This window comes from Paenibacillus dauci, from assembly GCF_000971985.1.
Classification (GTDB): domain Bacteria; phylum Bacillota; class Bacilli; order Paenibacillales; family Paenibacillaceae; genus Saccharibacillus; species Saccharibacillus dauci.
In genome coordinates, this window is the sequence record NZ_LAQQ01000002.1 from 702,070 (window position 1) to 725,421 (window position 23,352).

Below are 23,352 nucleotides of genomic sequence, written 5' to 3' on the forward strand. Positions count from 1 at the left end.
AATAATCGTGTCTTTATTCTGCTCTTGGTTAGAGTGTGAAATTAATAGTATTTCTCGATAAAGTCTTGTAAATAATAAGTTTGACACCAGGTATCAAATACGTTATTATGACTTCTGAGGCTTGTAAAGCAACCTTTTCCTTATGGAAAGGGTTCATTTTTTGTGTAGAAACTCTTTATATACACACTGAGGTCTTTTGCACAACGCTCACACCTTATTATCCATATGGGAGGTTGGAAACTGTTGTCCAATATTAAAAAACATCTATTTACATCAGAGTCTGTAACTGAGGGACATCCAGATAAGATTTGTGACCAAATTTCTGATGCTGTACTGGACGCTTTTTTGGCAAACGACCCGAATGCACGTGTTGCATGTGAAGTGTCTGTAGCTACAGGCCTGGTACTTGTCATTGGTGAAATTAGCACAAACTCGGAATATGTGGATATTCCATCTATCGTGAGAAATACCGTCAAAGAAATTGGCTACACTCGTGCCAAATACGGCTTTGATTACAATACATGTGCAGTACTGACTTCCCTGAACGAGCAATCTGCCGATATCGCCCAAGGCGTAAACGCAGCTCTGGAGACTCGTGATCCGGAACAAATGGAAAAAGAAACCGAGAATATCGGTGCAGGTGACCAGGGTCTGATGTTCGGCTTTGCCGCTAATGAGACGCCTGAATTGATGCCTCTTCCAATCGCTTTGTCCCACCGTATTGCACGCCGCCTGTCTGAAGTGCGTAAAGACGGCACACTGGACTACCTGCGTCCTGATGGTAAAACACAGGTAACTGTAGAGTACGAGAATGGTAAGCCTGTACGCGTAGATACAATCGTTGTATCCACTCAGCATGCGGAAGAAGCAACATTGGAACAAATTCAAAAAGATATTCGTGAGCATGTTATTCTGCCGGTTGTTCCTGCAGAACTGCTGGACGATGAAACCAAATACTTTATCAATCCTACAGGCCGTTTTGTTATTGGTGGTCCTCAAGGTGATGCTGGTCTGACAGGCCGTAAAATCATTGTAGATACTTATGGTGGTTATGCACGTCATGGCGGCGGAGCATTCTCCGGTAAAGATCCTACAAAAGTAGACCGTTCTGCTGCTTATGCTGCACGTTATGTAGCTAAAAACCTGGTTGCTGCAGGTCTGGCTGACAAATGTGAAATTCAATTGGCCTATGCAATTGGTGTAGCTAATCCGGTATCCATTAACGTAGATACGTACGGTACAGGCAAAATTGACGAAGACAAACTGGTAGAACTGGTACGCGATAACTTTGATCTGCGTCCAACTGGCATTATTCGTATGCTGGATCTGCGTCGTCCAATCTATCGTCAAACTGCAGCGTATGGTCACTTTGGCCGTACAGATGTAGATCTTCCTTGGGAACGTGTAGACAAAGCAGAACTGCTGAAATCTCAAGCGGGTCTGTAATACAATTCATACTTGTAATAACTGTATATACAGGTAAAGGTGTCAATTATAAATAATGAAATGTATGTATGCCGTCCGGTCAAACTGCCGGGCGGCTTTTTATTGTACCAGCAAGATTCTGTTATTAATTTATAATATGTAGGTGTAGTATTGTGAAATCCATTATTGTACTATATAAATCTTCAGATTTGGGTTAAACCGTTTCATAATAAAGATGACAATATTTCAATAAAGTAATGATTGTTCCGTAACTTTTTACCCTTTTTGTAGTCTAACTCATATAAGGATAACTTTGCCGCTTAGCGGTTTGTTAATCATGATGCGTGTTACTGCAGTGCATGAGTAGATATCCCGGTCTAAGATACAGATAGATAAAGAAAAGTAAAATGGAATTTCAAGGAATAGGAGCGTTCAATATTATGAATGGCAAAACAAAAACGATGCGCAAATGGATCGTAATCACGATTGCTGGCACGTTATGGATTCAACCTGTGCTGGAGATCGGTGCGCCGGCAGCATCATGGTTTTCGGTACAGCGTGCCGAAGCAGCTTCAACAACCAAAACCAATGAAAGTACTATTACTTCAGGAGCACAATTGCTGGAGTATCGTTATAACACGACTCGATCTGGCAAGTCTGCTACTGTACTGGCTGACGTTGTCAAAGTCGATTTGCAAAATCCATATGTTAATCTAAATGTAATGACTGGACAAGGTGGCAAAATTACGACCCGGCAGTCTGTAGAAGGCATGGCCAAAGAGACCAAAGCGGTTGCTGGTGTTAATGGAGACTATTTTAATACGAGTGCTGAAGGAGTACCTATGGGTGCCCAGGCGTCTGATGGTGTATTGATGTCCAGTCCATCCGAGCTCTCCGGGATGTATGCATTTGGTGTAACCAAAAGCGGAACACCAATGATTGAACAGTTTACATTTGAAGGTAAAGTAACTGCAGAAGATGGTTCTACCTTTGATCTGGCTGGTATTAATCAGGCTTCTTATATGACCGAGCCGGGTAAAACATTTAGTCATACCAACAAAATGTATATTTATACGGATGCCTGGAAAGCCGTAGAGCGTCCGGCTAATAGTTCGACTACCCCTACAGAGGTTCTTGTACAAGACGGTGTTATTACCCAGATTTCTCTGAACAAAGGAATCAAACAAACGGTTCCTGCAGGCGCTTATATTTTAAGAGCTCATGGAACAGCAGCTAAATATATTCAGCAGCACATGCAGGTAGGACAAAAAGTCTCTACCGACTATGCGCTAAAAGTTCGCTCTACCGGTAAAACAGTAGATCCTGCCGATTTAAAAATGATGATCGGCGGCCATACGATCCTGGTGGACCAGGGGAATACAACTTCCTTTTCCCGTAATGTGAATGCATTGGGTGGTAATCGTGCACGTACCGCAGTAGGATATTCCCAGAATGGACGTTATGCCTACATCATTGCCGTACAGGATAATAACAATAGTGCAGGGATGTCGCTGTACGAGCTACAGTCCTTTATGGTGTCTATTGGAGTATGGAAAGGCATAAACCTCGATGGCGGCGGCTCTACGACGCTTGTAACGCGCCCACTGGGGGAGAAGCAGGCTGAACTTACCTTTGAGACTGAGTATGGTGGTACGACCCAGCGCAGCGTGGTGAACGGGCTGGGCGTATATACTACTGCTCCTCAGGGAAGTGTAAAAGGCTTCAATATCAGTGGTCCGAAACAGCTGCTGCTGGGTCAGACTGCCAAATACACAGCCAATGGATATGATACGTACTACAATCCGATCGATAATGAAAATATTAAGCCTACCTGGAAAGCAGGCAGCAGCAATATTAAATGGACAGGCAGTGAGTTCAAAGCGACTTCTTCGGGAACAGCTAAAGTCATTGCAACAAGTAATGGTATTAGTACCAGCATGAATGTGGATATCGTAGGAGCTGATGCTATTCAGAGTCTCTCACCATCCAGTACTACCGCTACACTGAAAGCAGGCACAACTATTGCGGTTCCTGTAACAGCCAAGCTGAAAAATGGTTCCAGTATGACGATCTCCCCTGAGACATTGAAATGGGAATTTGTTGGCTTCAAGGGAACAGTCAAAGACGATCAGCTAACAATTAACTCTGTGGATAGTGGTACTACAGTGGGCTACGCTATTGCCCGTTATGATGGCTTTAGTACAATGATGGTATTAACAACCGGTGGCGGTTCAACCACCACATGGGAAGATTTTGAAGGTGCAGATACGACGGTAAGCTTCCTGGGTAACCCAAGTTCTGTCACAGGTACAGCAGCGATTACACAGGGTGCAGAGGATCATTCCAACTCCAAAGTGCTGCAGCTTACGTATGATATGACAAATGGAACCGGCAAAAAGTACGCCTATGCCCAGCTGAGTGGCAAAACGCTGAATGCAGGTACAAAAGCAATGGCAGTCGATGTATATGGCGATCAAAGCTTTAACTGGTTACGTGCTGAAGCAACAGATGCCAGCGGTAAAACTGTCTATATTGATCTGGCGAAAAGCGTAAACTGGAAAGGCTGGAAAACACTCAATGTGGATCTGTCCTCACTGGGAATCAGCTATCCGGCCAAACTTAAACGCATTTATCTGGTTAATGTAGAAGAGGGTCAGGATGAACGTGCTGCAACCGGAAGCATCCAAATCGATAATATCAAGCTGACCGGTGCTGCCCAGGCAGCCAGCTTTACCAATCCTACCGGAACACTGGCAATGACGGTAGGCAAGAAAACAGCAACGCTGAATGGTCAATCCCAGTCTATTGATGCTGCTCCAATGCTTCGAAATAATGCTACCTATATTCCGGTGAAATATATCATTGATGCTTTTGGCGGACAGGCGAGTTGGGATCAGAAGAATCAACGAGTGACCATTCTTCGCTCCGGTGCATTAATGGATCTAACCGTTGGTAACAAGCAATATGTAACCAATGGCAAGCTTCAGAACTCGAGTGTAGCGCCTTTAGTAGTATCTGGCAGGACTTTAGTCCCGCTTCGTCTGGTATCTGAAGAGCTTGGTCTTTCTGTAAAATGGGATCAAAAAACCAAGACGATTACTGTCCAATCATGATAAGTTATAATATGATATAAAAGTATCATATAATTGACTTACAGAAATGGAGAAGATCAAGTGGAGTTCCACGCTGATGCGATAGATCACGTCATTAAGAACGCAACAAGTGTAATGGAAAACAGCAAATATCAGATCTTCGAGATTCTGGATACTTCTCGAAGAGAACTGCTTTCTCTCAATACCGAGCTGGAGCTTGTATTGAGAGAGACAGCAGAGACGATTGAGAAGGTAGATCAGCTCGAAGTCGGTTATCGCAGTTCCCGAATCAGACTCACTGAGGTAAGTCGTGACTTTGTGCGGTATAATGAAGAGGATATCAAGCAGGCCTATGAGAAGGCGACTCAGCTACAGCTTGATCTGATGATATACCGGGAAAAGGAAATGTATCTCAAAGCCAGACGGGATGATTTGCAAAAGAGGGTTAAAAATGTGGAAAGCTCCATCGAGCGAGCCGAGACGATCGGTTCGCAGATGGGTGTCGTACTGGAATATCTGTCAGGAGAGCTTAATCAAGTGACCCGAATTCTGGAATCTGCCAAAAACCGTCAGCTCATCGGTTTGAAGATCATTTTGGCTCAGGAAGATGAACGCAAAAGAATTTCCCGGGAAATCCATGATGGGCCTGCACAACTGCTTGCCAATCTAGTTCTTAGGACGGAAATTTTGGAAAGAATGATCGCCAAGCAGGAATATCAGATGGTTAAGGACGAAATAGTAGATTTGAAAGCACAAGTGCGTTCAAGCTTACAAGAGATGAGAAAAGTAATATTTAATCTAAGACCGATGGCACTGGATGATCTGGGCCTCATTCCTACCTTGCGAAAATATGTGCAGGATTTTGAAGAAAAAACTCGAATCCGTTCCATCTTTGAAACAAGAGGTAAGGAATATCGGCTTACTTCAGCCATGGAGGCTGCTATCTACCGGCTGGTTCAGGAGGCGCTGACGAACGCTTCCAAACATGCCGAGCCTACTTATGTAACTGTTATTATTACATTCCAGGCTCAGATCGTGAAGCTGACTGTTGAAGACAACGGCAAAGGCTTCAATCTGGAGAAAGTAGAGCAGCGCACCAAGGACCATAATAACTTTGGATTAATTGGTATGCGTGAGCGGGTTGAATTACTGGACGGCAGAATGGAAATTGAATCTGCCGAAAATCAAGGAACCAAAATTGTAATTCATATTCCGACGAACGTGGAAAAGTGAAAGGGGCAACAGAATGGAAAACCATGATTACGGCTCTAAAAAAATTAAAATACTGCTAGCCGATGATCATCAACTGTTTCGCGAAGGACTGAAGAGAATCCTTAATATGGAGGATGATCTTGAAGTTATTGGCGAATGTGGAGATGGCATTCAAGTGCTGGAATTCTGTAACCATACTCCACCAGAGGTTGTATTGATGGATATCAATATGCCAATTGAGAACGGAGTAGAGGCTACAGAGAAATTACGTGAGCTTTTCCCGGATATCAAGGTTATCATTCTCTCCATTCATGATGACGAGAGCTATGTCTTTGAGACATTGCGTAAAGGAGCATCCGGTTATCTGCTGAAAGATATGGAAGCCGAGTCTCTGGTGAATGCTATTCGTTCTGTAGTGGAAGGACATGCTTATATCCATCCCAAAGTAACGGGTAAACTGATCCAGCAGCTGCGCCGCATGACATATGTTAATGAAACCGGTACATTGGCAGACAATAATAACAATGGCGAGACCGGCGTGAAGTTTGTTGCTGGTGATGACAATCCATTGACCAGACGTGAAGCGGAAGTACTGCGTCTGATGGCAGAAGGCAAGAGCAATAAAATGATTGGTGAATATCTGTTTATCAGTGAGAAAACAGTTAAAAACCATGTCAGCAGCATTCTGCAGAAGATGGAAGTAGACGATCGTACACAGGCCGTTATCAACTCCATCAAACATGGCTGGGTTACTCTGTAATCCATTTGTTGAATCATCTACTATAATAGATGTAATAAAGTGAAGCACACTTTCCTACAAGGGAAAGTGTGCTTTTTTTCGTTTTAGCACAGTTTGAACAGAAAGAAGTTATACCTATAGAGAAGAGGAGCTAAATATGCAGGTGGCTTTGTATACTATCAAGCATGCCCGGGAGTGGTCCATTCATATATCACTGGATCTCCGGGTAGATCTGGTCTGGTGGACAGCGTTGACAAAGCGAGAACAGCGCAGCGAGCAGATCTGGCTGATAAGCACAGGTATTCCTTTAGGATGGGCACTGCAGTGCTGTTCGTATCTAATAACATTGGATCGGACTTCCATGCGACAGAATACCTGGGGAGATTATATTCATAGAGCATTAATGGATGTTTATCATAACAGTCTAGTATCTGGCAAAAGTAATTCAGATCAGAATCATCAAAGTACACACGGCACATGGGATCTATTATGGGATGTGTACAACAGTTGGACAGCAGCAGGTTATTATATTTTAAGCAGCTGGGAAGAAGATCAACTGCAAGGTGATCCTGGCTCATCATTGTGGAAGAGGCAGCTTACCCATGAAGCCTCTTATATCAGTAAAGCACTCAGCGGACGTTCCCTGCTTTGGAATGAATGTATTGCTATGATGCAAGATTCAGATTATGTAGAACATAGCTTGAAAAGCTCGCTTCAGCTCGCTTATCTCAATCAGCAGATTTCATTATTATCAGCAGTGTACAAACCAGCTCGTCCAAAGCCCAAACGCCCCCTGCCGTTTCGAACAGCTGCCTCGCGTGCTGCTGAAGTCAGGTGTCGCCGCTGCGGAAGTCATCATATTCGATATACTTCATGTGCCAGCTGTGGCTCCGCTGCCTGTGGTTACTGTGAAGATTGTCTGACACTTGGACGAAGCCGGGAATGTGGACTGCTACTGCAGGGGAATTTCTCAGATCTAGGCGATATGCAGCCTGTCCATGTCCATGATGATGCATTGCCGACAGCTTCGAATACTTTACGCAGGGTATCTAACCCTTCTTATATAGAGGCTTATAATCCAGAAGTCATCCGGCAGCGCTGGGGGTTGAGTCCGGCACAGACAGCAGCTGCCTATCAAGCATTATTATTTTTAGCCAAATCAGTTTTTGCGGCTTGTAATCAAAACACTGCCAGTACTCGTAAACTATCAGCTGCCAGAAATACAGCCTCCTCATTAAACAAAGAACGTTTCCTATTGTGGGCGGTGACGGGTGCAGGTAAGACAGAGATGGTGTTTCCGTTACTGGAACATGCTATTCGTACAGGTGGCAGGGCAGTTATTGCAACCCCACGCCGGGATGTAGTACTTGAGCTGGCTCCACGTCTCGCCAAAGCTTTTCCCGATATAGACATAGCGGTACTCTACGGAGGAAGTGAAGACCGCTGGAAGAAGGCTGCATTGACCATCTCGACCACTCATCAGCTTATGCGTTTTCACGAGGCTTTTGAACTGGTAATTATTGATGAGATAGATGCTTTTCCTTATCATAACAATCCGATGCTAAGCTATGCAGCGAATCAGGCATGTCGGCCAAATGGCAAGTTCATTTACTTATCCGCTACTCCATCTGCCGATCTGCAGCAGGAGATCAAGCGAGGCACACTCGCTCATGCCAAAGTTCCGGTCCGTTATCATCGTCATCCGCTGCCTGTACCAAAGCATCTCAAGGTACCTTCATTATCACGCTGTATAACAAACAAGCACCTTCCTAATTCTTTGCAAAGCCAAATACACCAGTCGATCAATCGAGGTGCACAAATTTTTCTGTTTGTTCCGCGCATTGCCTGGATCGAAGCGACCATTGAACTGATCCGCAAATACTTTCCTCATATACATATTGAAGGAACATCTTCACAAGATCATGATCGTGCGGAAAAAGTCAGTCTTTTTCGGCAGCAACAAATTCGTCTATTGGTTACAACGACTATTTTGGAACGCGGGGTAACCATTCCGAAGAGTGATGTATATATTATGGATGCAAACGACAAGCTGTATGATTCAGCTGCGTTAATTCAGATGGCTGGAAGGGCAGGGCGTTCTATGGATGATCCGGCCGGAGGTGTGTTTTTTGCTTCAAGGGATTGGACGCTGGAGCAAAAAAGAGCTGTAAACCAAATCAAGCAGATGAACCGAACTGCCAGACGGCAGGGATATCTGCAATAAACAAAACGATTCTATGTACTATTCCTACTATATATAGGAACCAATTGAAATAGAGCAAATAATATCAACTAAAGGAGCTTAACATGTTTACTCGTCAGCTAGTTGGATTATGGGAGGGAATATTATCCTATCTGCATCCTTATCATGCTCATTGCATTGCCTGTAATCGTGCTGCAGCTGCAAATAGCAGAATCCCCGGTTTGTGCAGCCGCTGCGCTGCATACATTCCATGGATTCGCCAGCCAGTATGCAGAGTATGTGGTCGCTCGATAGATTGTCCGGATTGTCGACGATCTACCTTTGCAGGACGTCAATTCACATTCAATCGCAGTGCAGTAGAGTACGATACAGAGATGAGATCCTGGCTGGCCTCCTATAAATATAATGGAAATGAAGGTTATTCAGCAGTGATTGGAGGTATATTAAAAGAGGGATATTACCGTATGCAGCAGGAGATGAGTTCATTTTACTGGGAAATGTGGTCACCAGATATTATTACATGGGTCCCTGCCAGTCCGGATCGGCTGGTTAGTCGTGGATTTGATCAGGCAAGAGTGATGGCGGACGAATTGTCAGGAGCCATACAGGTACCGTCTATTCCGCTGCTGATGCGTAACCGGCATACCGTCAAACAAAGCACACAAAGCCGTCGGGGCAGGATGCAAAATGTAGAAGGAGTATTCTCCTATCAGTCTCAGGCAACAGATTGGTTACTGCACATTGCACATACAAAGAAAAATAGGCCATCCAAGAACTATTTCCCTTTATCCAAAAAAATCGATAATCGAGACGCTTGTATTCGTGTTCTGCTGATTGATGATATCTATACCACAGGCAGTACCATTAACAGCTGTGCAGAAGCACTACAACAAGCTGCTGCACGATGCAATATAAAAGCAGAAGTGTTTTCTCTAACCTGGGCACGTTCCTGATCAGTCACGTTTCTGTTTAAAATAGGAAGCAAATTGAGAATAAGAAAATGGGGCTATATGTATCTGACTATATGAGCTGGTTAAAAAAAGAAGATGAAAGTGTTATAATGACTATTTATTTAGATATGATACCTAATAAAAAAGCCTCCATCTTACGATATAAGTATAGACAACATTTTAATTGTTATGCTCAATCCTATAGATGTAATGAATTTCAGGAGGCGAATATAAATGAACTTAGCAAACTGCCCGCAATGCGGTAAATTATACGTGGCGAATCTTAGAGGAATGTGTGGAAACTGTATCAAGGATATCGATCAGCAATATGAGAGATGTAATCAGTATCTGCGTGAGAACAGAGGAACAACAATCACTGAATTGTCCGAAGCTGTAGACGTATCTATCAAGCAAATCTCCACCTTTATTCGTGAAGGACGTATCTCTATTGCCAATGCACCGAATATGGGCTATGCCTGTGAAGTGTGTGGAACACCGATTCGTGAGAACAACATGTGCGAACCATGCCGTACCCGTCTAACTAAGGATATCCGTAATGCTTATCAAGAAGATGAAGCTCCCAAAGATTCCAAAGCTACTAGTCAAGGTGCCTATCGAATTGTCGACAAATACCGCAATAACTAGGAAGTGTTCCTATTCCTAGTCAAATAACGACATTTCCTAGTACTATAAGAGGGTTAAAACTTGCATAGCTACGCAGGTTTAGGACTTAAGCAATGAAAAAAATTACTACGTAATTAACCACTTTAAGACTATAAAATTTGTAGTTAAACTGGTCGATAATCTTAGTAAGAACAATCGGTTGCCTTATGATACCAGGAAATGAAGCAAGTTGGATATCACCCAAGATTCCTGGTATCCTCTGAAGGACTTCCTATTTTGAAAAGACGGTCCCTCTTGCAGATCCAATTAACGGTAAGAATTAGGAACTCTTTCTCAAATTTACTAAGGAGTGTGTATAAAACCATGAAAATTAACGATACTCAACGTGTAAACGCAATTAACCCATACCAAAGAAATGTAGAAGCTAAATCCGTCACTAACGAGAAAAAAGCAGGCCGTAAAGACGAAGTGTCCATCTCGCCGGAAGCTATGGAAATGCTGCAAGCCAATGCAACTCAAGCATCTGCTAACGCAGAACGTGCACAAAAAATCCAAAGTCTGAAAGAGCAAGTAGCTGCAGGCACTTACAAAGTAGACGCTGGTGCCCTTGCTGACAAACTACTTCCTTTCTTAAAGGGAACGGGGAATTAAACCATGTCTTTAGACAACCTTGTCGATGTGCTGAATAAGCTGGATGTATATCATCAGCAAATGATCGAGCTAGGTGAAAGCAAGAAAAACAGTATTGTTGCTAATGATATAGATGTCATGATTCGTGTAATGAATCAGGAATCCAAGCTGATCAAACTGATCGAGCAAACCGAGCAAGAACGTATGCAGGCTTCCTATGATTTTCTGAAAGAGCGCGGAATCAAGTCGCAATTGAATCTTACGCTGACTGAATTGGCACGTCTCGTGTTCGATGTGGAAGATAAAAAAAGATTATTAGGCGTTCAGTCTAAACTTAAATCCACATTAGACCGATTAAAAGAATTAAACGATCTAAATCAGCAGCTGATTCAACAGTCTTTGGATTTCATTGAATTCTCGCTGGATGTAATAGTTGATAAGCCTGAGCAGGATATGGTGTATCAACATCCGGCAGCAGCCCAGTATGGTGCAGGGCAGCGCAGAGGACTGTTCGACACGCGCGGATAATTATAGGGGGTTAACCAGTGACATCTACATTCCATTCGATTGAAACGGCAAAACGGAGTGTCATTACGCAATCGACGGCACTCAATACCACAGGCCATAACATAGCGAACGCAAATACAGAAGGTTACTCACGGCAAACTGTAAAAATGTCAGCTACCCGTCCAATCGAAGCTCCTGGATTCTCTCATTCCACAGGCGCAGGGCAAATTGGTACCGGTGTAGAAGCAACACAGGTTGTTCGTGTTAGAGAATTATTCTTGGATGGCCAGTTCCGTCAGGAAAATGCGACGCTGAATAGCTGGACCACACGGGCAGATTCTTTAAGTAAAATCGAAGAGATTTTTCAGGACCCTTCTGAAACTGGCTTTAGTGCCGTACTTAAGAACTTTTGGGATTCCTGGTCTGACCTCAGTAAAGATCCAGACAGCCTTACAGCTCGCAGCGTAGTCAAAGAGAACGCCCTCGCTTTAACCGATTCCATGAATCAGATCAGCAAGCAATTAACAGACTATGCTTCTGATTTGACTACCAATGTTACCAATACCGCTTCTGAAGTGCAGGGATATGTCAACTCCATCGCCAACTTAAACCAGTCTATTGTCAAAGTAGAAGCACTCGGTGATGATGCCAACGATCTTCGAGATCAACGGGATCTGTTCGTTGATAAGCTGTCCGCTCTCGTCAATATCAATGTAACCGATACAGCTCAAGGCTATAACGTAAGTATGGGTGGACAGAACCTTGTACAGGGATATACCCCTACGACGGTAGACGCTGCTTTTTTAAATAATGCATATGAAGGCGGTACGCTAACAGGCGGTGAAGTGCATGGTATGATCTTGGCCCGTGACACTTATGTAGCCGGTTATACCAATCAGCTGAATCAACTAGCCAATACTATTGCAAATGGCGAAGTGCAGGTGACTTTCCCCAAAGGCTCCGTGATGCCGGAAGGAACGGTAGTACAGGTTGTTAATTCGGATGGTACCAAAACGGAGAAAACCTATACAGGCGCCAACCGTACACTGACTTCAGATACCAATATCATTGTCAAAGGTATTAATGGGCTTCAGCAGATGGGATATTCCATGGATACAGATGCCAATGGAGCAGCCAAAACAGGAGTTCCGTTCTTCACATCATCTGATAATGGTACGTTGACTGCAGGGAGTATTACAGTAAATCCGGATATCGTGAATAACTTGAATGCTATTGCCACATCGATGCGTGTTGATGCTAATGGCAAAGTAATCAAGGGAAATAATGATATGGCGCTCATTACCTCACAATTAACAGGTACCAAGTTCAGTAATGAAGATGGAACACAATCTGCTACAATCAATTCATTTTACAGTACCATGGTAGGCCAGCTCGGTGTCCAGGCTCAGGAAGCCAATCGTCAATCAGACAACTCTACAACAATCGTGACTCAGATCGATTCCCGCCGACAATCGGTAAGTGGTGTTTCTATTGATGAAGAAATGAGTAACCTGCTCAAATTCCAACATGCTTATAGCGCAGCAGCCCGTTTCATGACTACCTATGATCAGTTGCTGGATAAGCTCATTAACTCCACTGGCTTGGTTGGAAGATAATAACGGATAAAGGAGATTATTGAGATGCTTAGAGTAACCAATGGAATGAAGAACAATCAGCTGCTCATGAACCTGAACCGGAATGCACGAGCAATGCAAAACACACAGGAACAAATGTCGACCGGTATGAAGATCAACCGTCCTTCGGATGATCCGGTAGGTATCACGTATTCACTGCGCTATCGCGCCGATGTAGCTTCGGCCCAGCAGTATCAGAAAAATGTCGACAGTTCTATTTCCTGGCTGGAGTACAATGATACTGTACTGACCCAGACCAATGATGTTATGCAGAAATTGCGTGAACTTACTGTACAGGCTGCCAACGATACCAATCCACAATCGGCCCTGGATAGTATTAATAGCGAAGTGGCTCAGCTCAAAGAGCAATTTATCGATATTGCCAACAGTCAGCTGAATGGCAAATATATTTTCAATGGACAGAATTACAACGAGAAACCATATCAATTTTCTATTGGGGCAGATGGAACGCAAGATATTACCAATGGAGCTTCTGTGCAAACTGACACAGGTACTGTGAATTATATGGTAGGTGATAATATCAAACTGCCTATTAATACAACGGGGAATGAAGTGTTTGGACAGACAGGGGAAACAGATAATGTTTTCAATCTCTTGAATAATATTTCTGCTGCGCTAAAAAATGGGGATATAAAAGAGTTATCTAATCAATTAGCTAATATTGACACTCGAGTAGAAAAAGTGCTTAAGGCTCAATCCGAGATTGGTGCTAAAACTAACCGTGTGGAATTAATGCAATCTCGACTTGGGGATATGGAGACAAACTTGACGTCTTTACAATCCAAAGTAGAGGATGCAGATTATGCCAAATTGTTGGTGAAATCTCAGACTCAGGAGAATATTTATACAGCTTCCTTGTCTGCGGGTGCCAAAATCATCTCAACAACGCTAGTTGATTTCTTGAGATAATCAAGTTTGTTAAACTAAAGGGGGCAATTATATGAGCTCCGTACCCATTGTTCAGATTAGACAAACGCCTGGTAAAATTGGTATTGAAACCAGTCCAGGCTCTTTTTCCATTCGGCAACCTAAAGCCGATATGCAGATTACTTCAACACCTGCACATTTAGAAATACGTCAGGCTAAGACTGAGCTCACTATAGACCAGAGTCGAGCTCTTGCTGCATATGACGGCGGAAGTCATCTGGAAATGAGTAAGCGTCTGTATTCTAATATTCAGCAAATCTTTCTGCAGGGTTTAACCCAGCGAATGAAAGATGGAGAACGGATGAGGGAATTTTACAAGCCAGGTAATACACTTGGTAACATTATGAAATCACGCTCCCAGAATGATCCGCCATTTGCTGAATTTAGAGGAGCGGCTTCCAGAGACAATGTTGACGTACGTGTTGATCTTATTCCTGTCAGTATAGAGGTTCAACAGGGCGGAGTAGACATTGAAGTCAATATCAATCGGCCGGAAATAGAATACAATCGAGGTAAGGTTAATATATATATGCAGCAGTACGCATCTGTAGAATTTACGCCTCCTGCGTTAGATACTACTATGTAAAGCTATGAACAGATTGAATATATGTTCATAGCTTTTTATTATATATAAGCAGAATGAAGTTGTTTATTCAAAAATTTGGTATTATATAGCTTGAAGACAAGCGATAAATCCATATGCAGAAAAGGAGAATGAAAGTGAATATAGAAACGATAGCATGGGGTAAGATTGAAATTACTGAAGAACAACTGTATAAGTTTGAAAAGGGGATTCCGGGATTTGAGGAAGAAAAGTCATTTGCTTGGATTCAGGAAGAAGACAGTCCTTTTAGTTATCTTCAATCCATTCGTGAATCAGCGCTATCTTTTTTATTAGTGGATCCTTTTTTGTTTTATCCAGAATATGCATTCGAAATGCCTGATCAAGATGTGGAAGAGCTTGGCGATAAAGAACAGTTGGGTGTAGCATGTATTGTTACTTTACATGAGCAGATTGAACAATCAACCATCAATCTGCTTGCGCCCATTGTCATGAATAAAGCCACTCATCAAGCACGACAAATTGTACTGCAAGATCATAAATATCAGACTAAACATCCTCTGCAATTTACTCAAGAAAATCAATCGACCACAGATAAGGGAGGACAATAGAATGTTAGTACTATCACGTAAAAAAGGCGAAACCATTGTCATACAAGATAATATTGAAGTGACTGTACTGAGCGTAGAAGGAGATACTATACGTCTAGGCATCTCTGCTCCTCCTGAAATCAATATTTATCGTCAGGAAATCTACCTGTCAATTCAGGAATCCAATCAGGCTTCCGTAGCACCACAGCAAAATCAAGTCAAAGCATTGTTAGAGCGATATAACAAAAAATAAAATGCAAAAAGTATGAAATGCTATAACATAATCCCAAGCATCTCCGATATATATAATAGACGCTAGGAAGCAAGCAAAAGCAATTAAAATTGCCGCTCCAGTGTAAAAAAACAAGCATCCACAAGGAAGTGGATAAGCTTACATTCCAAGGAGGAAATACAAAATGATTATTAACCACAATATCGCCGCACTGAATACTTCTCGTGCTCTGAACTCTGCTTCTGGTGCACAAAGCAAATCGATGGAGAAACTGTCTTCCGGTATGCGTATCAACCGTGCAGGTGACGATGCAGCAGGTCTGGCAATCTCCGAGAAAATGCGTGGACAGATCCGTGGTCTGGATCAAGCATCCCGTAATGCTCAAGATGGTATCTCCCTGATCCAAACAGCTGAAGGTGCATTGAACGAAACTCACGACATCCTGCAGCGTATGCGTGAACTTGCAGTACAGTCCGGTAACGATACAAACACAACGAATGACCGTCAAAACATCCAGGACGAAGTGGATCAGCTGGCAAAAGAAATCACTCGTATCTCTACTACTACGGAGTTCAACACTAAGAAATTGCTGAACGGTGATGCTTCTACAACAGCACTGACATTCCAAATTGGTGCAAACAAAGACCAAACAATGAGCCTTTCCATCAGTCAGCTGGATGCATCTAGTCTGAATGTAGGTAGCGGTACCGGTGAAGCTGTAACAGGTCTGGATGTAAAAACAAATGCAGCTGCAGCAAGTGCAGCAATCAGCACAATCGATGCAGCAATCACTAGTGTATCCACACAACGTTCCAAACTGGGTTCTGTACAGAACCGTCTGGAGCACACAATCAACAACCTGGGAGCTTCTTCCGAGAACTTGACAGCGGCAGAATCCCGTGTACGTGACGTAGACATGGCTTCCGAGATGGTAAAACAAACCAAGAACTCGATCCTGTCTCAAGCAGCGCAAGCAATGTTGTCTCAAGCCAACCAACAGCCACAAGGTGTATTGCAACTGCTTCGTTAATATGTACTTTAAAACGGTCTCCTTTTGGAGGCCGTTTTTTATATAAGACAGCTAGCATATATACTATAATTAGTCTTTAAAGGTAAATATAGCAGGAGGGATATATGGGAACTCTTTCTTTAGTCATGATTGTGAAGAATGAATCAGCTAAAATCCAACGCTGTTTCGATAGTGTCAAGTTGCTAGTAGATGAGATAATTGTGGTAGATACAGGATCAGAAGATAACACTAAAGATATAGCTTTAAGCTATAATGCTAAAGTATTCGACTACGTATGGAATGATAATTTTGCAGAAGCGAGAAACTTTGCCTTAGAACACTCTACAGGGGAGTGGAATTTGGTTCTCGACGGCGATGAATACATTCAGCGGGAATCTTGGGAAGAGATTAAAGCTTTTACTAAAGGTCCCTTACGTATTGGAAGAATTAAGCAGATTAATATTTTTGAACAAGACGGTGAACTAAAGGAATCCCAAGCATTGATTTCCAGGCTCTTGCCTAGAAATATACGTTATAGTGGAAGTATCCATGAGCAAGTGGAGTCGCAAGGTCTTCAACGAGTTAATACGAATATTAATGTATATCATGATGGATATTTTCAAACGAATAAAACAGAGCGTAATGTCCAGCTTTTAAAGACAGCATTAAAGTCTAATATTAAAGATGCTTATATTTTGTATCAATTGGCTAATGAGTATAGGATAAATACCGAATATAAAAAAGCGGAAATATACTTTGAACGCAGTTATGCCTTAGTAAGACCAGAGGATGGGTTTAAGCCAGTATTAGTTGTAGGATACCTGTATAATATAATTGCCATGAAGGATAACATTGAACAGGGATTAACTATCATAGAAAAGGAACAACACCACTTCTATGATTACCCTGATTTCTATTTTGTTTGTGGCTTTTATTATATGGAACTTGTTTTTAGCAATATTCAAAAGTACATTAGCTATTTTTCATACATTGAGAAGTTTTATTTGAAATGTTTAGAAATCGGGGAAACTAATAAGTACGATAGCGTAAAAGGAACAGGTAGCTTTCGCGCAGCTTATAATTTAGGCGTATACTACGAAACTACCGGCAATCTAGAAAATGCAATTAATTATTATCAACAATCCGCAGCATTAGGGTACGAGGTTGCTATGCAGCGTATCATAAAATTAAAAGGTAATTAATTGAAAAAATAGAAAAAAAGTATTAATTATCCCGCGATAGATCCGATATATATATTAGGCGCTAAGAAGCAGTCATAAACGAATAACATGATTGTAACATTCGCAAAAACAAGCATCCACAAGGAAGTGGATAAGCTTACATTCCAAGGAGGAAATACAAAATGATTATTAACCACAATATCGCCGCACTGAATACTTCTCGTGCTCTGAACTCTGCTTCTGGTGCACAAAGCAAATCGATGGAGAAACTGTCTTCCGGTATGCGTATCAACCGTGCAGGTGACGATGCAGCAGGTCTGGCAATCTCCGAGAAAATGCGTGGACAGATCCGTGGTCTGGATCAAGCATCCCGTAATGCTCAAGATGGTATCTCCCTGATCCAAACAGCTGAAGGTGCATTGAACGAGACGCATGATATCTTGCAGCGTATGCGTGAACTTGCAGTACAGTCCGGTAACGATACAAACACAACGAATGACCGTCAAAACATCCAGGACGAAGTGGATCAGCTGGCAAAAGAAATCACTCGTATCTCTACTACTACGGAGTTCAATACTAAGAAATTGCTGAATGGTGATGCTTCTACATCCCCATTGACATTCCAAATTGGTGCAAACAAAGACCAAACAATGAGCCTTTCCATCAGTCAGCTGGATGCAGCTAGTCTGGGTGTAGGTAGCGGTACCGGTGAAGCTGTAACAGGTCTGGATGTAAAAACAAATGCAGCTACGGCAAGTGCAGCAATCAGCACAATCGATGCAGCAATCACTAGTGTGTCCACACAACGTTCCAAACTGGGTTCTGTACAGAACCGCCTGGAGCACACAATCAACAACCTGGGAGCTTCTTCCGAGAACTTGACAGCGGCAGAATCCCGTGTACGTGACGTAGACATGGCTTCCGAGATGGTAAAACAAACCAAGAACTCGATCCTGTCTCAAGCAGCGCAAGCAATGTTGTCTCAAGCCAACCAACAGCCACAAGGTGTATTGCAACTGCTTCGCTAATTTTCCAAAAGGTCTCTAATATAAGAGGCCTTTTTTATTTGGTAAATTACTAATAGGTTGTCACTGATTTGCCGATGATTGGATTATAATAAATATAATCAAGTGATGGGGGAACATAATGAATCTAACTATCTCTCTATGCATGATCGTTAAAAACGAAGATAAGGTTCTAAATAGATGCCTAAACAGTGTGAAAGATCAAGTGGATGAAATTATTTTAGTAGATACTGGGTCTACAGATAATACCTTAGAAATTGCAAAACATTATACCGATAAAATATACCATTTTGATTGGGTGGATGATTTTGCTGCTGCTCGTAATTATTCAATTTCTAAGGCGACTGGAGATTATATTCTGATATTAGATGCAGATGAGTATTTTGAGTCTAACGCTAATTTAAAAAAAGATATAACCGAGCAGAAAGATTATTATATTGTGACAATAAAAAATCTACTTTCTAATAATCATGCTTATAGCCACATGACTGTTCGCTTGTTTGCTCGGGATGCAGGCTTGCTGTATAAAAATCGCTTACATGAGCACTTAAATATTGAGGAAAAAGAGGCTGAGTTGGTTAGAGGAGAATTAGCTTCTGTACTTCTTCACACCGGATATAACAATGAGACGATGGAAGAAAAAGATAAAAAAGAACGTAATTTCCCTTTAATGTTAAGGGAAGTGAAAGATAACCCAACTGGATATAATCTATTCAATATGGGAAAGATATATATAGGAAGAGCAGAGTATGAAGAAGCACTAAAATATTTTCAAAGAGCATATCCGAAAAGCAGTAATAGAATGTATCAGCCAGAGTTGCTGAATAGACTTGCTGAAACATTAGAATATATGAATCGGCCGAAAGAGGCCTTGAAGATATTAACTGATGCTGTAGAACTCTATGAGGAAGACACAGATCTACTAAATTCATTGGCTAAATCTTATATGCAACAGGGTTATTATATAGATGCGGAAGCAATCCTTCACAAATGTTTTGAAATTGGTGATAAAGGTGTAGCTGTTACAGAAGGCTCGGGAAGCTATCTGGCTCACTTTTTGTTGTCAGAATTGTATGAGAAGCAAGGAAGAATTATGGATAGCTATGAAGCTATTTTAAAATCGATACAGATAAATAATAAGATTTCTGCAACTTTAACCAAATATTTAAATACTGTGAGTAGGACTGGCATACCAGAAAATGAAATTCAGCAAAATATAGATGTTATTTACAATATTAATAATGTTGAGGATCTGAAACTTCTCATTGAGGTTTTATATACAATTAGACACCCATTGTTACAATCCAATATCAAACAGTATGATCTGAACTTAGAGGAAAATGTTAAATCTATCGCCCTTCAATATATTGGACATTATGAAGAAGCAAAGCATTCATGGATGAATATAGAAAGTATAAAAAAAGAAAATGCTATGGACGTTCTCGTTTTGTCGATTATTCTTCAGGATATGGAACTTTACAAAAAGGTCAAAGATTTTATGAATTTAAGTACAAAAGAGCAAAAAATAATTCAAAGTTTAATTGATGATAGCATAATCATTAAAAAAGTAGGATACAGTACAGATCTAGAAAAGATTTTGCTTACTAGTGCACAACTATTAATAAAAGTACAGGAGTATGTTTCTTTCCAGAAGGTCACCGCTCATCTTATGCAAGGAAGCGTAAAAGCGAAATTAAAACTAGGGCAGTTGCTAATCGATTATAACTTCTTTGATGCAGCGACAGATGTTCTTCTAAACGTGCATAATGTGGAGCCAACCAATGCAATAGCTACTGGCTTATTAGGAGATATTAGTTATAGAAACAATCAATTGGACGATGCTTTATTTTTATACCAAAAGAGCATAGATTTATCTAATGAGTACATTTATTTTGAAAAGTTATATCGTGTACTGAGTAAGTTAGATGAAATTGATCAAAAAAAACAGTTGAAGAATATTATCGAAAATCAATTTCCTTTAGCTAAATGGGTACGCAAATAGTTATAAGCAAGATGCAAATTAAATATAAAAAACAGATAAGTTTTAGATAGGATCTAAAACTTATCTGTTTTTTACCGATATATATATTAACTAATTACTATACGGAGGTGAGTTCTTAATGGATTTTAAACTTACATTTTCATCTAGTGGTTCATATACTCCATCAATCACTCCTTCGTCTACACCTTCAGATAATTCTTTGATGGAAAATGCCAGTGTAAGTGAGGTTAAAAGGCTTGAGAAACAAGGTGCTATCATACCAGCTGGACAGGAAGAAGTTATTAAACGATTGGAACATGCTTTTAAAGCATTATCAGGGCCTGAAACAACATTGGAAGTCAGTATGCATAAAGAAACACATAGCATCATGGTTAAAGTACTAAACAAGGATACTGGAGAGGTGATACGAGAGGTGCCACCAGAGAAGACGCTTGATCTAGTAGCTAACATGATGCATATTGCCGGAATTTTGGTGGATAAACGTACTTAAATCAATATGAAATTTTATTATACAGAGGAGGCAATATCATGTCCTATATGGCTTCAGCTTCATCAGCTCTACGTGTCGGTGGGCTAGCATCTGGTATGGATACAGATTCAATTGTCAAAAAAATGATGACTGCAGAGCGTATTCCATTAGATAAGTTAAATCAGCAAAAGCAACTAACGGAGTGGAAGCGCGAATCCTATCGTGAAATTAACAGCAAATTGGTTGATTTCCGTCAGAATAAATTAACGGAATTTAGAAAATCAGATAGTCTTAATGCGAACGTAGCTAGTATATCGGGTAATACAAGTGCTGTTAAAGCAACAGCCTTAGCTAATGCTACCGGTGCACCAATGAATGTTACAGTGACACAATTAGCTACCAAAGACAATATAAATGGAGCTGCTCTTACAACCGCAAGTAATGTAAAAGCAACAGGTGCTACCACTTTGGCTCAACTGAACGGTGCTTCAGCTGATTCAACTACAACTTATACAATAAAAATAAACAATGTTGATTTAGCATTCAAAGGTACAGATACAATCACTTCTGTAGTTAATCAAATCAATGCAAAAACAGATACTAAAGCAAATGCTTCATTTGATGAAATTACTGGCAAGTTTAATATTAGTGCCAAAGATTTTGGAGCAAATAAGCTTAATGTAGATACAAGTGGAAGTTTTGCTGGTTTAGCAGGTATGGGAAATGAGGTAGTTACACAAGCACAACAGGCAAAGGCAAATATTAATGGAACCGAACTTATGTTTGATAGCAATACGAATACAATCAATGGTGTTCAATTATCATTTCTTTCTACTTCTGGAGCAGCAGGCGCTTCTAATATTACTACAACAACGGATGCATCTAAGGTTGTAGAGACGGTAAAGTCATTTATTACTGCCTATAATGATTTATTAAATTCTTTGAAGACCAAAACTGAAGAGACAAAGTATAAAAATTATGCACCTTTAACATCAGATCAGAAGAAAGAAATGACTGATGATGATATTACAGCCTGGACAGCAAAATCTAAAAGTGGATCATTGAAAAACGATGATATACTAAAATCAGCTACTCAGGATATGCGTAATATTATTACTTCTGCATTAGGCAACAGTGCATCTGGAACAAGCCTTGCTGCTATGGGTATTACTACGGGAGCTTACAATGAGGGCGGTAAACTATATTTAGATGAAAAGAAGTTAACAGTTGCTATACAAAGTAATCCTCAAGCAGTTATCTCTACCTTCCAGGATCCTGATAAAGGAATATTTAATCAGTTATATAATAAGACAAATGATAGTATTACTAAATTGGCTGATAGAGCAGGAACTTCTAGATTTAGTAGTGATATCACTGCAGCTTTTAATATTAAAAGTGATATGGCGAAAGAATTAACAGATTACGATAAACGAATCTCCTCCTTAAGCAGTCGACTTAATGATCGTGAAACACGTTATTATAATCAGTTCTCAGCCATGGAATCAGCTTTATCTAAATTAAATTCTCAGTCGAGCAGTCTTTCAAGTTACCTAAGCTCATAATATAAAATTCGAGGATGGTGCAATATGATTTCTTCACCTTATGAAAAATACCGGCAAAATGCAGTACAAACTTCTCCTGGACAACTTCTTATTATGCTATATGATGGAGCGATTCGTTTCATTCTTGCAGCTATTGATGGGGTTGATCAAAAAGATCATATTAAATCTAATACCAATTTTGGTAAAGCGCAGACTATTATTAGTGAACTGCGGGCTACTTTAAATCATTCTTATGAAATTGCTGGAAGTCTTGAGAAATTGTATGAATATATGAATTATTTATTGATTCAGGCGAATATTAAGAAGAATGTTGAACCAGCTGAAGAAGTATTAGGTTATCTGAGAGACTTACGCGAGTCCTGGGTAGAGGCCAATAAAATTGCACCGATTAATGCTAATGAAGCAAGACATGGATAATCCGCTTAATAAATTGTCGGAAATTAATAAAGACTATATGCTTCGCATAAGTGAGTTGAGTTACGAAGAAATAGAGTCATTATTTGAAATACGTGACTCTTTAATATCAATGTTACCAGCATATTTTGAACAATATTCAATTACGGAAGAAGATAAGAAGTGTATTGAGTCGATTATGAAAGATGATTTACTTTTTGCAAGTAGAATAAAAGAATTGAAAAGAGATGCAGCTGATTGGCTTGCTCATCGAAATGCAGCAAAATCTCAAAAAAATGCTTATGAATTACAATATGCAAGTAATGGAATTCTAATGGACAAGCGCGAATAGTATAAATGGTT

The 23,352-nt window shown here is 40.9% G+C and carries 22 protein-coding genes; all 22 read left to right on the forward strand.

Going from position 1 to position 23,352, the window contains the following annotated elements:
• Positions 1 to 225 precede the first annotated feature (225 nt).
• The 22 genes from metK to WH46_RS17530 all read left to right on the forward strand — a co-directional run bounded on the left by metK (position 226) and on the right by WH46_RS17530 (position 23,341).
• Positions 226 to 1,446 (forward strand): methionine adenosyltransferase, encoded by a 1,221-nt coding sequence (gene metK / locus WH46_RS17425; protein ID WP_197088286.1) that lies wholly within the window; start codon positions 226 to 228, stop codon positions 1,444 to 1,446.
• Between the two features lie 419 nt (positions 1,447 to 1,865).
• Positions 1,866 to 4,538 carry a stalk domain-containing protein gene (locus WH46_RS17430; protein ID WP_156172297.1) on the forward strand — a complete coding sequence of 891 codons (2,673 nt, stop codon included), beginning with the start codon at positions 1,866 to 1,868 and terminating at the stop codon, positions 4,536 to 4,538.
• Between the two features lie 60 nt (positions 4,539 to 4,598).
• On the forward strand, positions 4,599 to 5,750 hold the full coding sequence (locus WH46_RS17435; RefSeq protein ID WP_017810951.1) for a sensor histidine kinase: 1,152 nt from the start codon (positions 4,599 to 4,601) through the stop codon (positions 5,748 to 5,750).
• Positions 5,751 to 5,763: 13 nt separating this feature from the next.
• Positions 5,764 to 6,489 carry a response regulator gene (locus WH46_RS17440; RefSeq protein WP_017810950.1) on the forward strand — a complete coding sequence of 242 codons (726 nt, stop codon included), beginning with the start codon at positions 5,764 to 5,766 and terminating at the stop codon, positions 6,487 to 6,489.
• A gap of 142 nt (positions 6,490 to 6,631) precedes the next feature.
• Entirely contained in the window at positions 6,632 to 8,692 is a 2,061-nt protein-coding gene (locus tag WH46_RS17445; protein ID WP_407944418.1) for an ATP-dependent helicase ComFA, read from the forward strand.
• An 83-nt stretch (positions 8,693 to 8,775) separates the two neighbouring features.
• The gene (locus tag WH46_RS17450; protein ID WP_156172298.1) at positions 8,776 to 9,624 is read left to right on the forward strand and encodes a ComF family protein; all 849 of its coding nucleotides are present in this window, start codon (positions 8,776 to 8,778) and stop codon (positions 9,622 to 9,624) included.
• Positions 9,625 to 9,855: 231 nt separating this feature from the next.
• Positions 9,856 to 10,266 carry a TIGR03826 family flagellar region protein gene (locus WH46_RS17455; protein ID WP_017810946.1) on the forward strand — a complete coding sequence of 137 codons (411 nt, stop codon included), beginning with the start codon at positions 9,856 to 9,858 and terminating at the stop codon, positions 10,264 to 10,266.
• A gap of 342 nt (positions 10,267 to 10,608) precedes the next feature.
• Entirely contained in the window at positions 10,609 to 10,896 is a 288-nt protein-coding gene (gene flgM / locus WH46_RS17460) for a flagellar biosynthesis anti-sigma factor FlgM (RefSeq protein ID WP_017810944.1), read from the forward strand.
• Between the two features lie 3 nt (positions 10,897 to 10,899).
• The gene (locus tag WH46_RS17465; protein ID WP_017810943.1) at positions 10,900 to 11,403 is read left to right on the forward strand and encodes a flagellar protein FlgN; all 504 of its coding nucleotides are present in this window, start codon (positions 10,900 to 10,902) and stop codon (positions 11,401 to 11,403) included.
• 17 nt (positions 11,404 to 11,420) lie between these two features.
• Complete coding sequence (flgK, locus tag WH46_RS17470; RefSeq protein WP_046227670.1) at positions 11,421 to 12,998, forward strand: flagellar hook-associated protein FlgK; 1,578 nt, start codon at positions 11,421 to 11,423, stop codon at positions 12,996 to 12,998.
• A 24-nt stretch (positions 12,999 to 13,022) separates the two neighbouring features.
• Positions 13,023 to 13,946, forward strand: a complete 924-nt coding sequence (gene flgL / locus WH46_RS17475; RefSeq protein WP_046227671.1) for a flagellar hook-associated protein FlgL — start codon at positions 13,023 to 13,025, stop codon at positions 13,944 to 13,946.
• A gap of 31 nt (positions 13,947 to 13,977) precedes the next feature.
• On the forward strand, positions 13,978 to 14,550 hold the full coding sequence (locus WH46_RS17480) for a DUF6470 family protein (protein WP_046227672.1): 573 nt from the start codon (positions 13,978 to 13,980) through the stop codon (positions 14,548 to 14,550).
• A 128-nt stretch (positions 14,551 to 14,678) separates the two neighbouring features.
• The gene (fliW, locus tag WH46_RS17485; protein ID WP_156172299.1) at positions 14,679 to 15,137 is read left to right on the forward strand and encodes a flagellar assembly protein FliW; all 459 of its coding nucleotides are present in this window, start codon (positions 14,679 to 14,681) and stop codon (positions 15,135 to 15,137) included.
• Between the two features lies 1 nt (position 15,138).
• Entirely contained in the window at positions 15,139 to 15,369 is a 231-nt protein-coding gene (gene csrA, locus WH46_RS17490) for a carbon storage regulator CsrA (RefSeq protein ID WP_046227674.1), read from the forward strand.
• A 163-nt stretch (positions 15,370 to 15,532) separates the two neighbouring features.
• On the forward strand, positions 15,533 to 16,378 hold the full coding sequence (gene hag, locus WH46_RS17495; RefSeq protein ID WP_046227675.1) for a flagellin Hag: 846 nt from the start codon (positions 15,533 to 15,535) through the stop codon (positions 16,376 to 16,378).
• A gap of 104 nt (positions 16,379 to 16,482) precedes the next feature.
• Positions 16,483 to 17,559, forward strand: a complete 1,077-nt coding sequence (locus WH46_RS17500) for a tetratricopeptide repeat-containing glycosyltransferase family 2 protein (RefSeq protein WP_231584374.1) — start codon at positions 16,483 to 16,485, stop codon at positions 17,557 to 17,559.
• A 161-nt stretch (positions 17,560 to 17,720) separates the two neighbouring features.
• A complete protein-coding gene (gene hag, locus WH46_RS17505; protein ID WP_046227676.1) occupies positions 17,721 to 18,566 on the forward strand; it encodes a flagellin Hag in 846 nt (281 codons plus the stop codon).
• A gap of 118 nt (positions 18,567 to 18,684) precedes the next feature.
• Positions 18,685 to 20,565 carry a TPR domain-containing glycosyltransferase gene (locus WH46_RS17510; RefSeq protein WP_046227677.1) on the forward strand — a complete coding sequence of 627 codons (1,881 nt, stop codon included), beginning with the start codon at positions 18,685 to 18,687 and terminating at the stop codon, positions 20,563 to 20,565.
• Positions 20,566 to 20,683: 118 nt separating this feature from the next.
• On the forward strand, positions 20,684 to 21,055 hold the full coding sequence (locus WH46_RS17515) for a flagellar protein FlaG (protein WP_046227678.1): 372 nt from the start codon (positions 20,684 to 20,686) through the stop codon (positions 21,053 to 21,055).
• A gap of 38 nt (positions 21,056 to 21,093) precedes the next feature.
• A complete protein-coding gene (gene fliD, locus WH46_RS17520) occupies positions 21,094 to 22,596 on the forward strand; it encodes a flagellar filament capping protein FliD (protein WP_052714279.1) in 1,503 nt (500 codons plus the stop codon).
• A gap of 24 nt (positions 22,597 to 22,620) precedes the next feature.
• Positions 22,621 to 23,013: a flagellar export chaperone FliS gene (gene fliS / locus WH46_RS17525; protein ID WP_046227679.1), complete on the forward strand. Its 393-nt coding sequence runs from the start codon at positions 22,621 to 22,623 to the stop codon at positions 23,011 to 23,013.
• Positions 23,006 to 23,341 (forward strand): hypothetical protein, encoded by a 336-nt coding sequence (locus WH46_RS17530; protein ID WP_046227680.1) that lies wholly within the window; start codon positions 23,006 to 23,008, stop codon positions 23,339 to 23,341. The genes fliS and WH46_RS17530 overlap by 8 nt, the downstream gene beginning before the upstream one ends.
• Positions 23,342 to 23,352: the final 11 nt, after the last annotated feature.

Bases quoted from the DNA above. Each gene is read 5' to 3' on its own strand.
- fliW (WP_156172299.1), top strand. From the start codon at position 14,679: ATGAAAGTGAATATAGAAACGATAGCATGGGGTAAGATTGAAATTACT.
- WH46_RS17515 (WP_046227678.1), top strand. From the start codon at position 20,684: ATGGATTTTAAACTTACATTTTCATCTAGTGGTTCATATACTCCATCA.
- WH46_RS17500 (WP_231584374.1), top strand. From the start codon at position 16,483: ATGGGAACTCTTTCTTTAGTCATGATTGTGAAGAATGAATCAGCTAAA.
- WH46_RS17510 (WP_046227677.1), top strand. From the start codon at position 18,685: ATGAATCTAACTATCTCTCTATGCATGATCGTTAAAAACGAAGATAAG.
- WH46_RS17455 (WP_017810946.1), top strand. From the start codon at position 9,856: ATGAACTTAGCAAACTGCCCGCAATGCGGTAAATTATACGTGGCGAAT.
- metK (WP_197088286.1), top strand. From the start codon at position 226: ATGGGAGGTTGGAAACTGTTGTCCAATATTAAAAAACATCTATTTACA.
- hag (WP_046227676.1), top strand. From the start codon at position 17,721: ATGATTATTAACCACAATATCGCCGCACTGAATACTTCTCGTGCTCTG.
- WH46_RS17465 (WP_017810943.1), top strand. From the start codon at position 10,900: ATGTCTTTAGACAACCTTGTCGATGTGCTGAATAAGCTGGATGTATAT.
- WH46_RS17440 (WP_017810950.1), top strand. From the start codon at position 5,764: ATGGAAAACCATGATTACGGCTCTAAAAAAATTAAAATACTGCTAGCC.
- WH46_RS17480 (WP_046227672.1), top strand. From the start codon at position 13,978: ATGAGCTCCGTACCCATTGTTCAGATTAGACAAACGCCTGGTAAAATT.
- csrA (WP_046227674.1), top strand. From the start codon at position 15,139: ATGTTAGTACTATCACGTAAAAAAGGCGAAACCATTGTCATACAAGAT.
- flgL (WP_046227671.1), top strand. From the start codon at position 13,023: ATGCTTAGAGTAACCAATGGAATGAAGAACAATCAGCTGCTCATGAAC.
- fliS (WP_046227679.1), top strand. From the start codon at position 22,621: ATGATTTCTTCACCTTATGAAAAATACCGGCAAAATGCAGTACAAACT.
- WH46_RS17450 (WP_156172298.1), top strand. From the start codon at position 8,776: ATGTTTACTCGTCAGCTAGTTGGATTATGGGAGGGAATATTATCCTAT.
- flgM (WP_017810944.1), top strand. From the start codon at position 10,609: ATGAAAATTAACGATACTCAACGTGTAAACGCAATTAACCCATACCAA.
- WH46_RS17430 (WP_156172297.1), top strand. From the start codon at position 1,866: ATGAATGGCAAAACAAAAACGATGCGCAAATGGATCGTAATCACGATT.
- fliD (WP_052714279.1), top strand. From the start codon at position 21,094: ATGTCCTATATGGCTTCAGCTTCATCAGCTCTACGTGTCGGTGGGCTA.
- hag (WP_046227675.1), top strand. From the start codon at position 15,533: ATGATTATTAACCACAATATCGCCGCACTGAATACTTCTCGTGCTCTG.
- WH46_RS17530 (WP_046227680.1), top strand. From the start codon at position 23,006: ATGGATAATCCGCTTAATAAATTGTCGGAAATTAATAAAGACTATATG.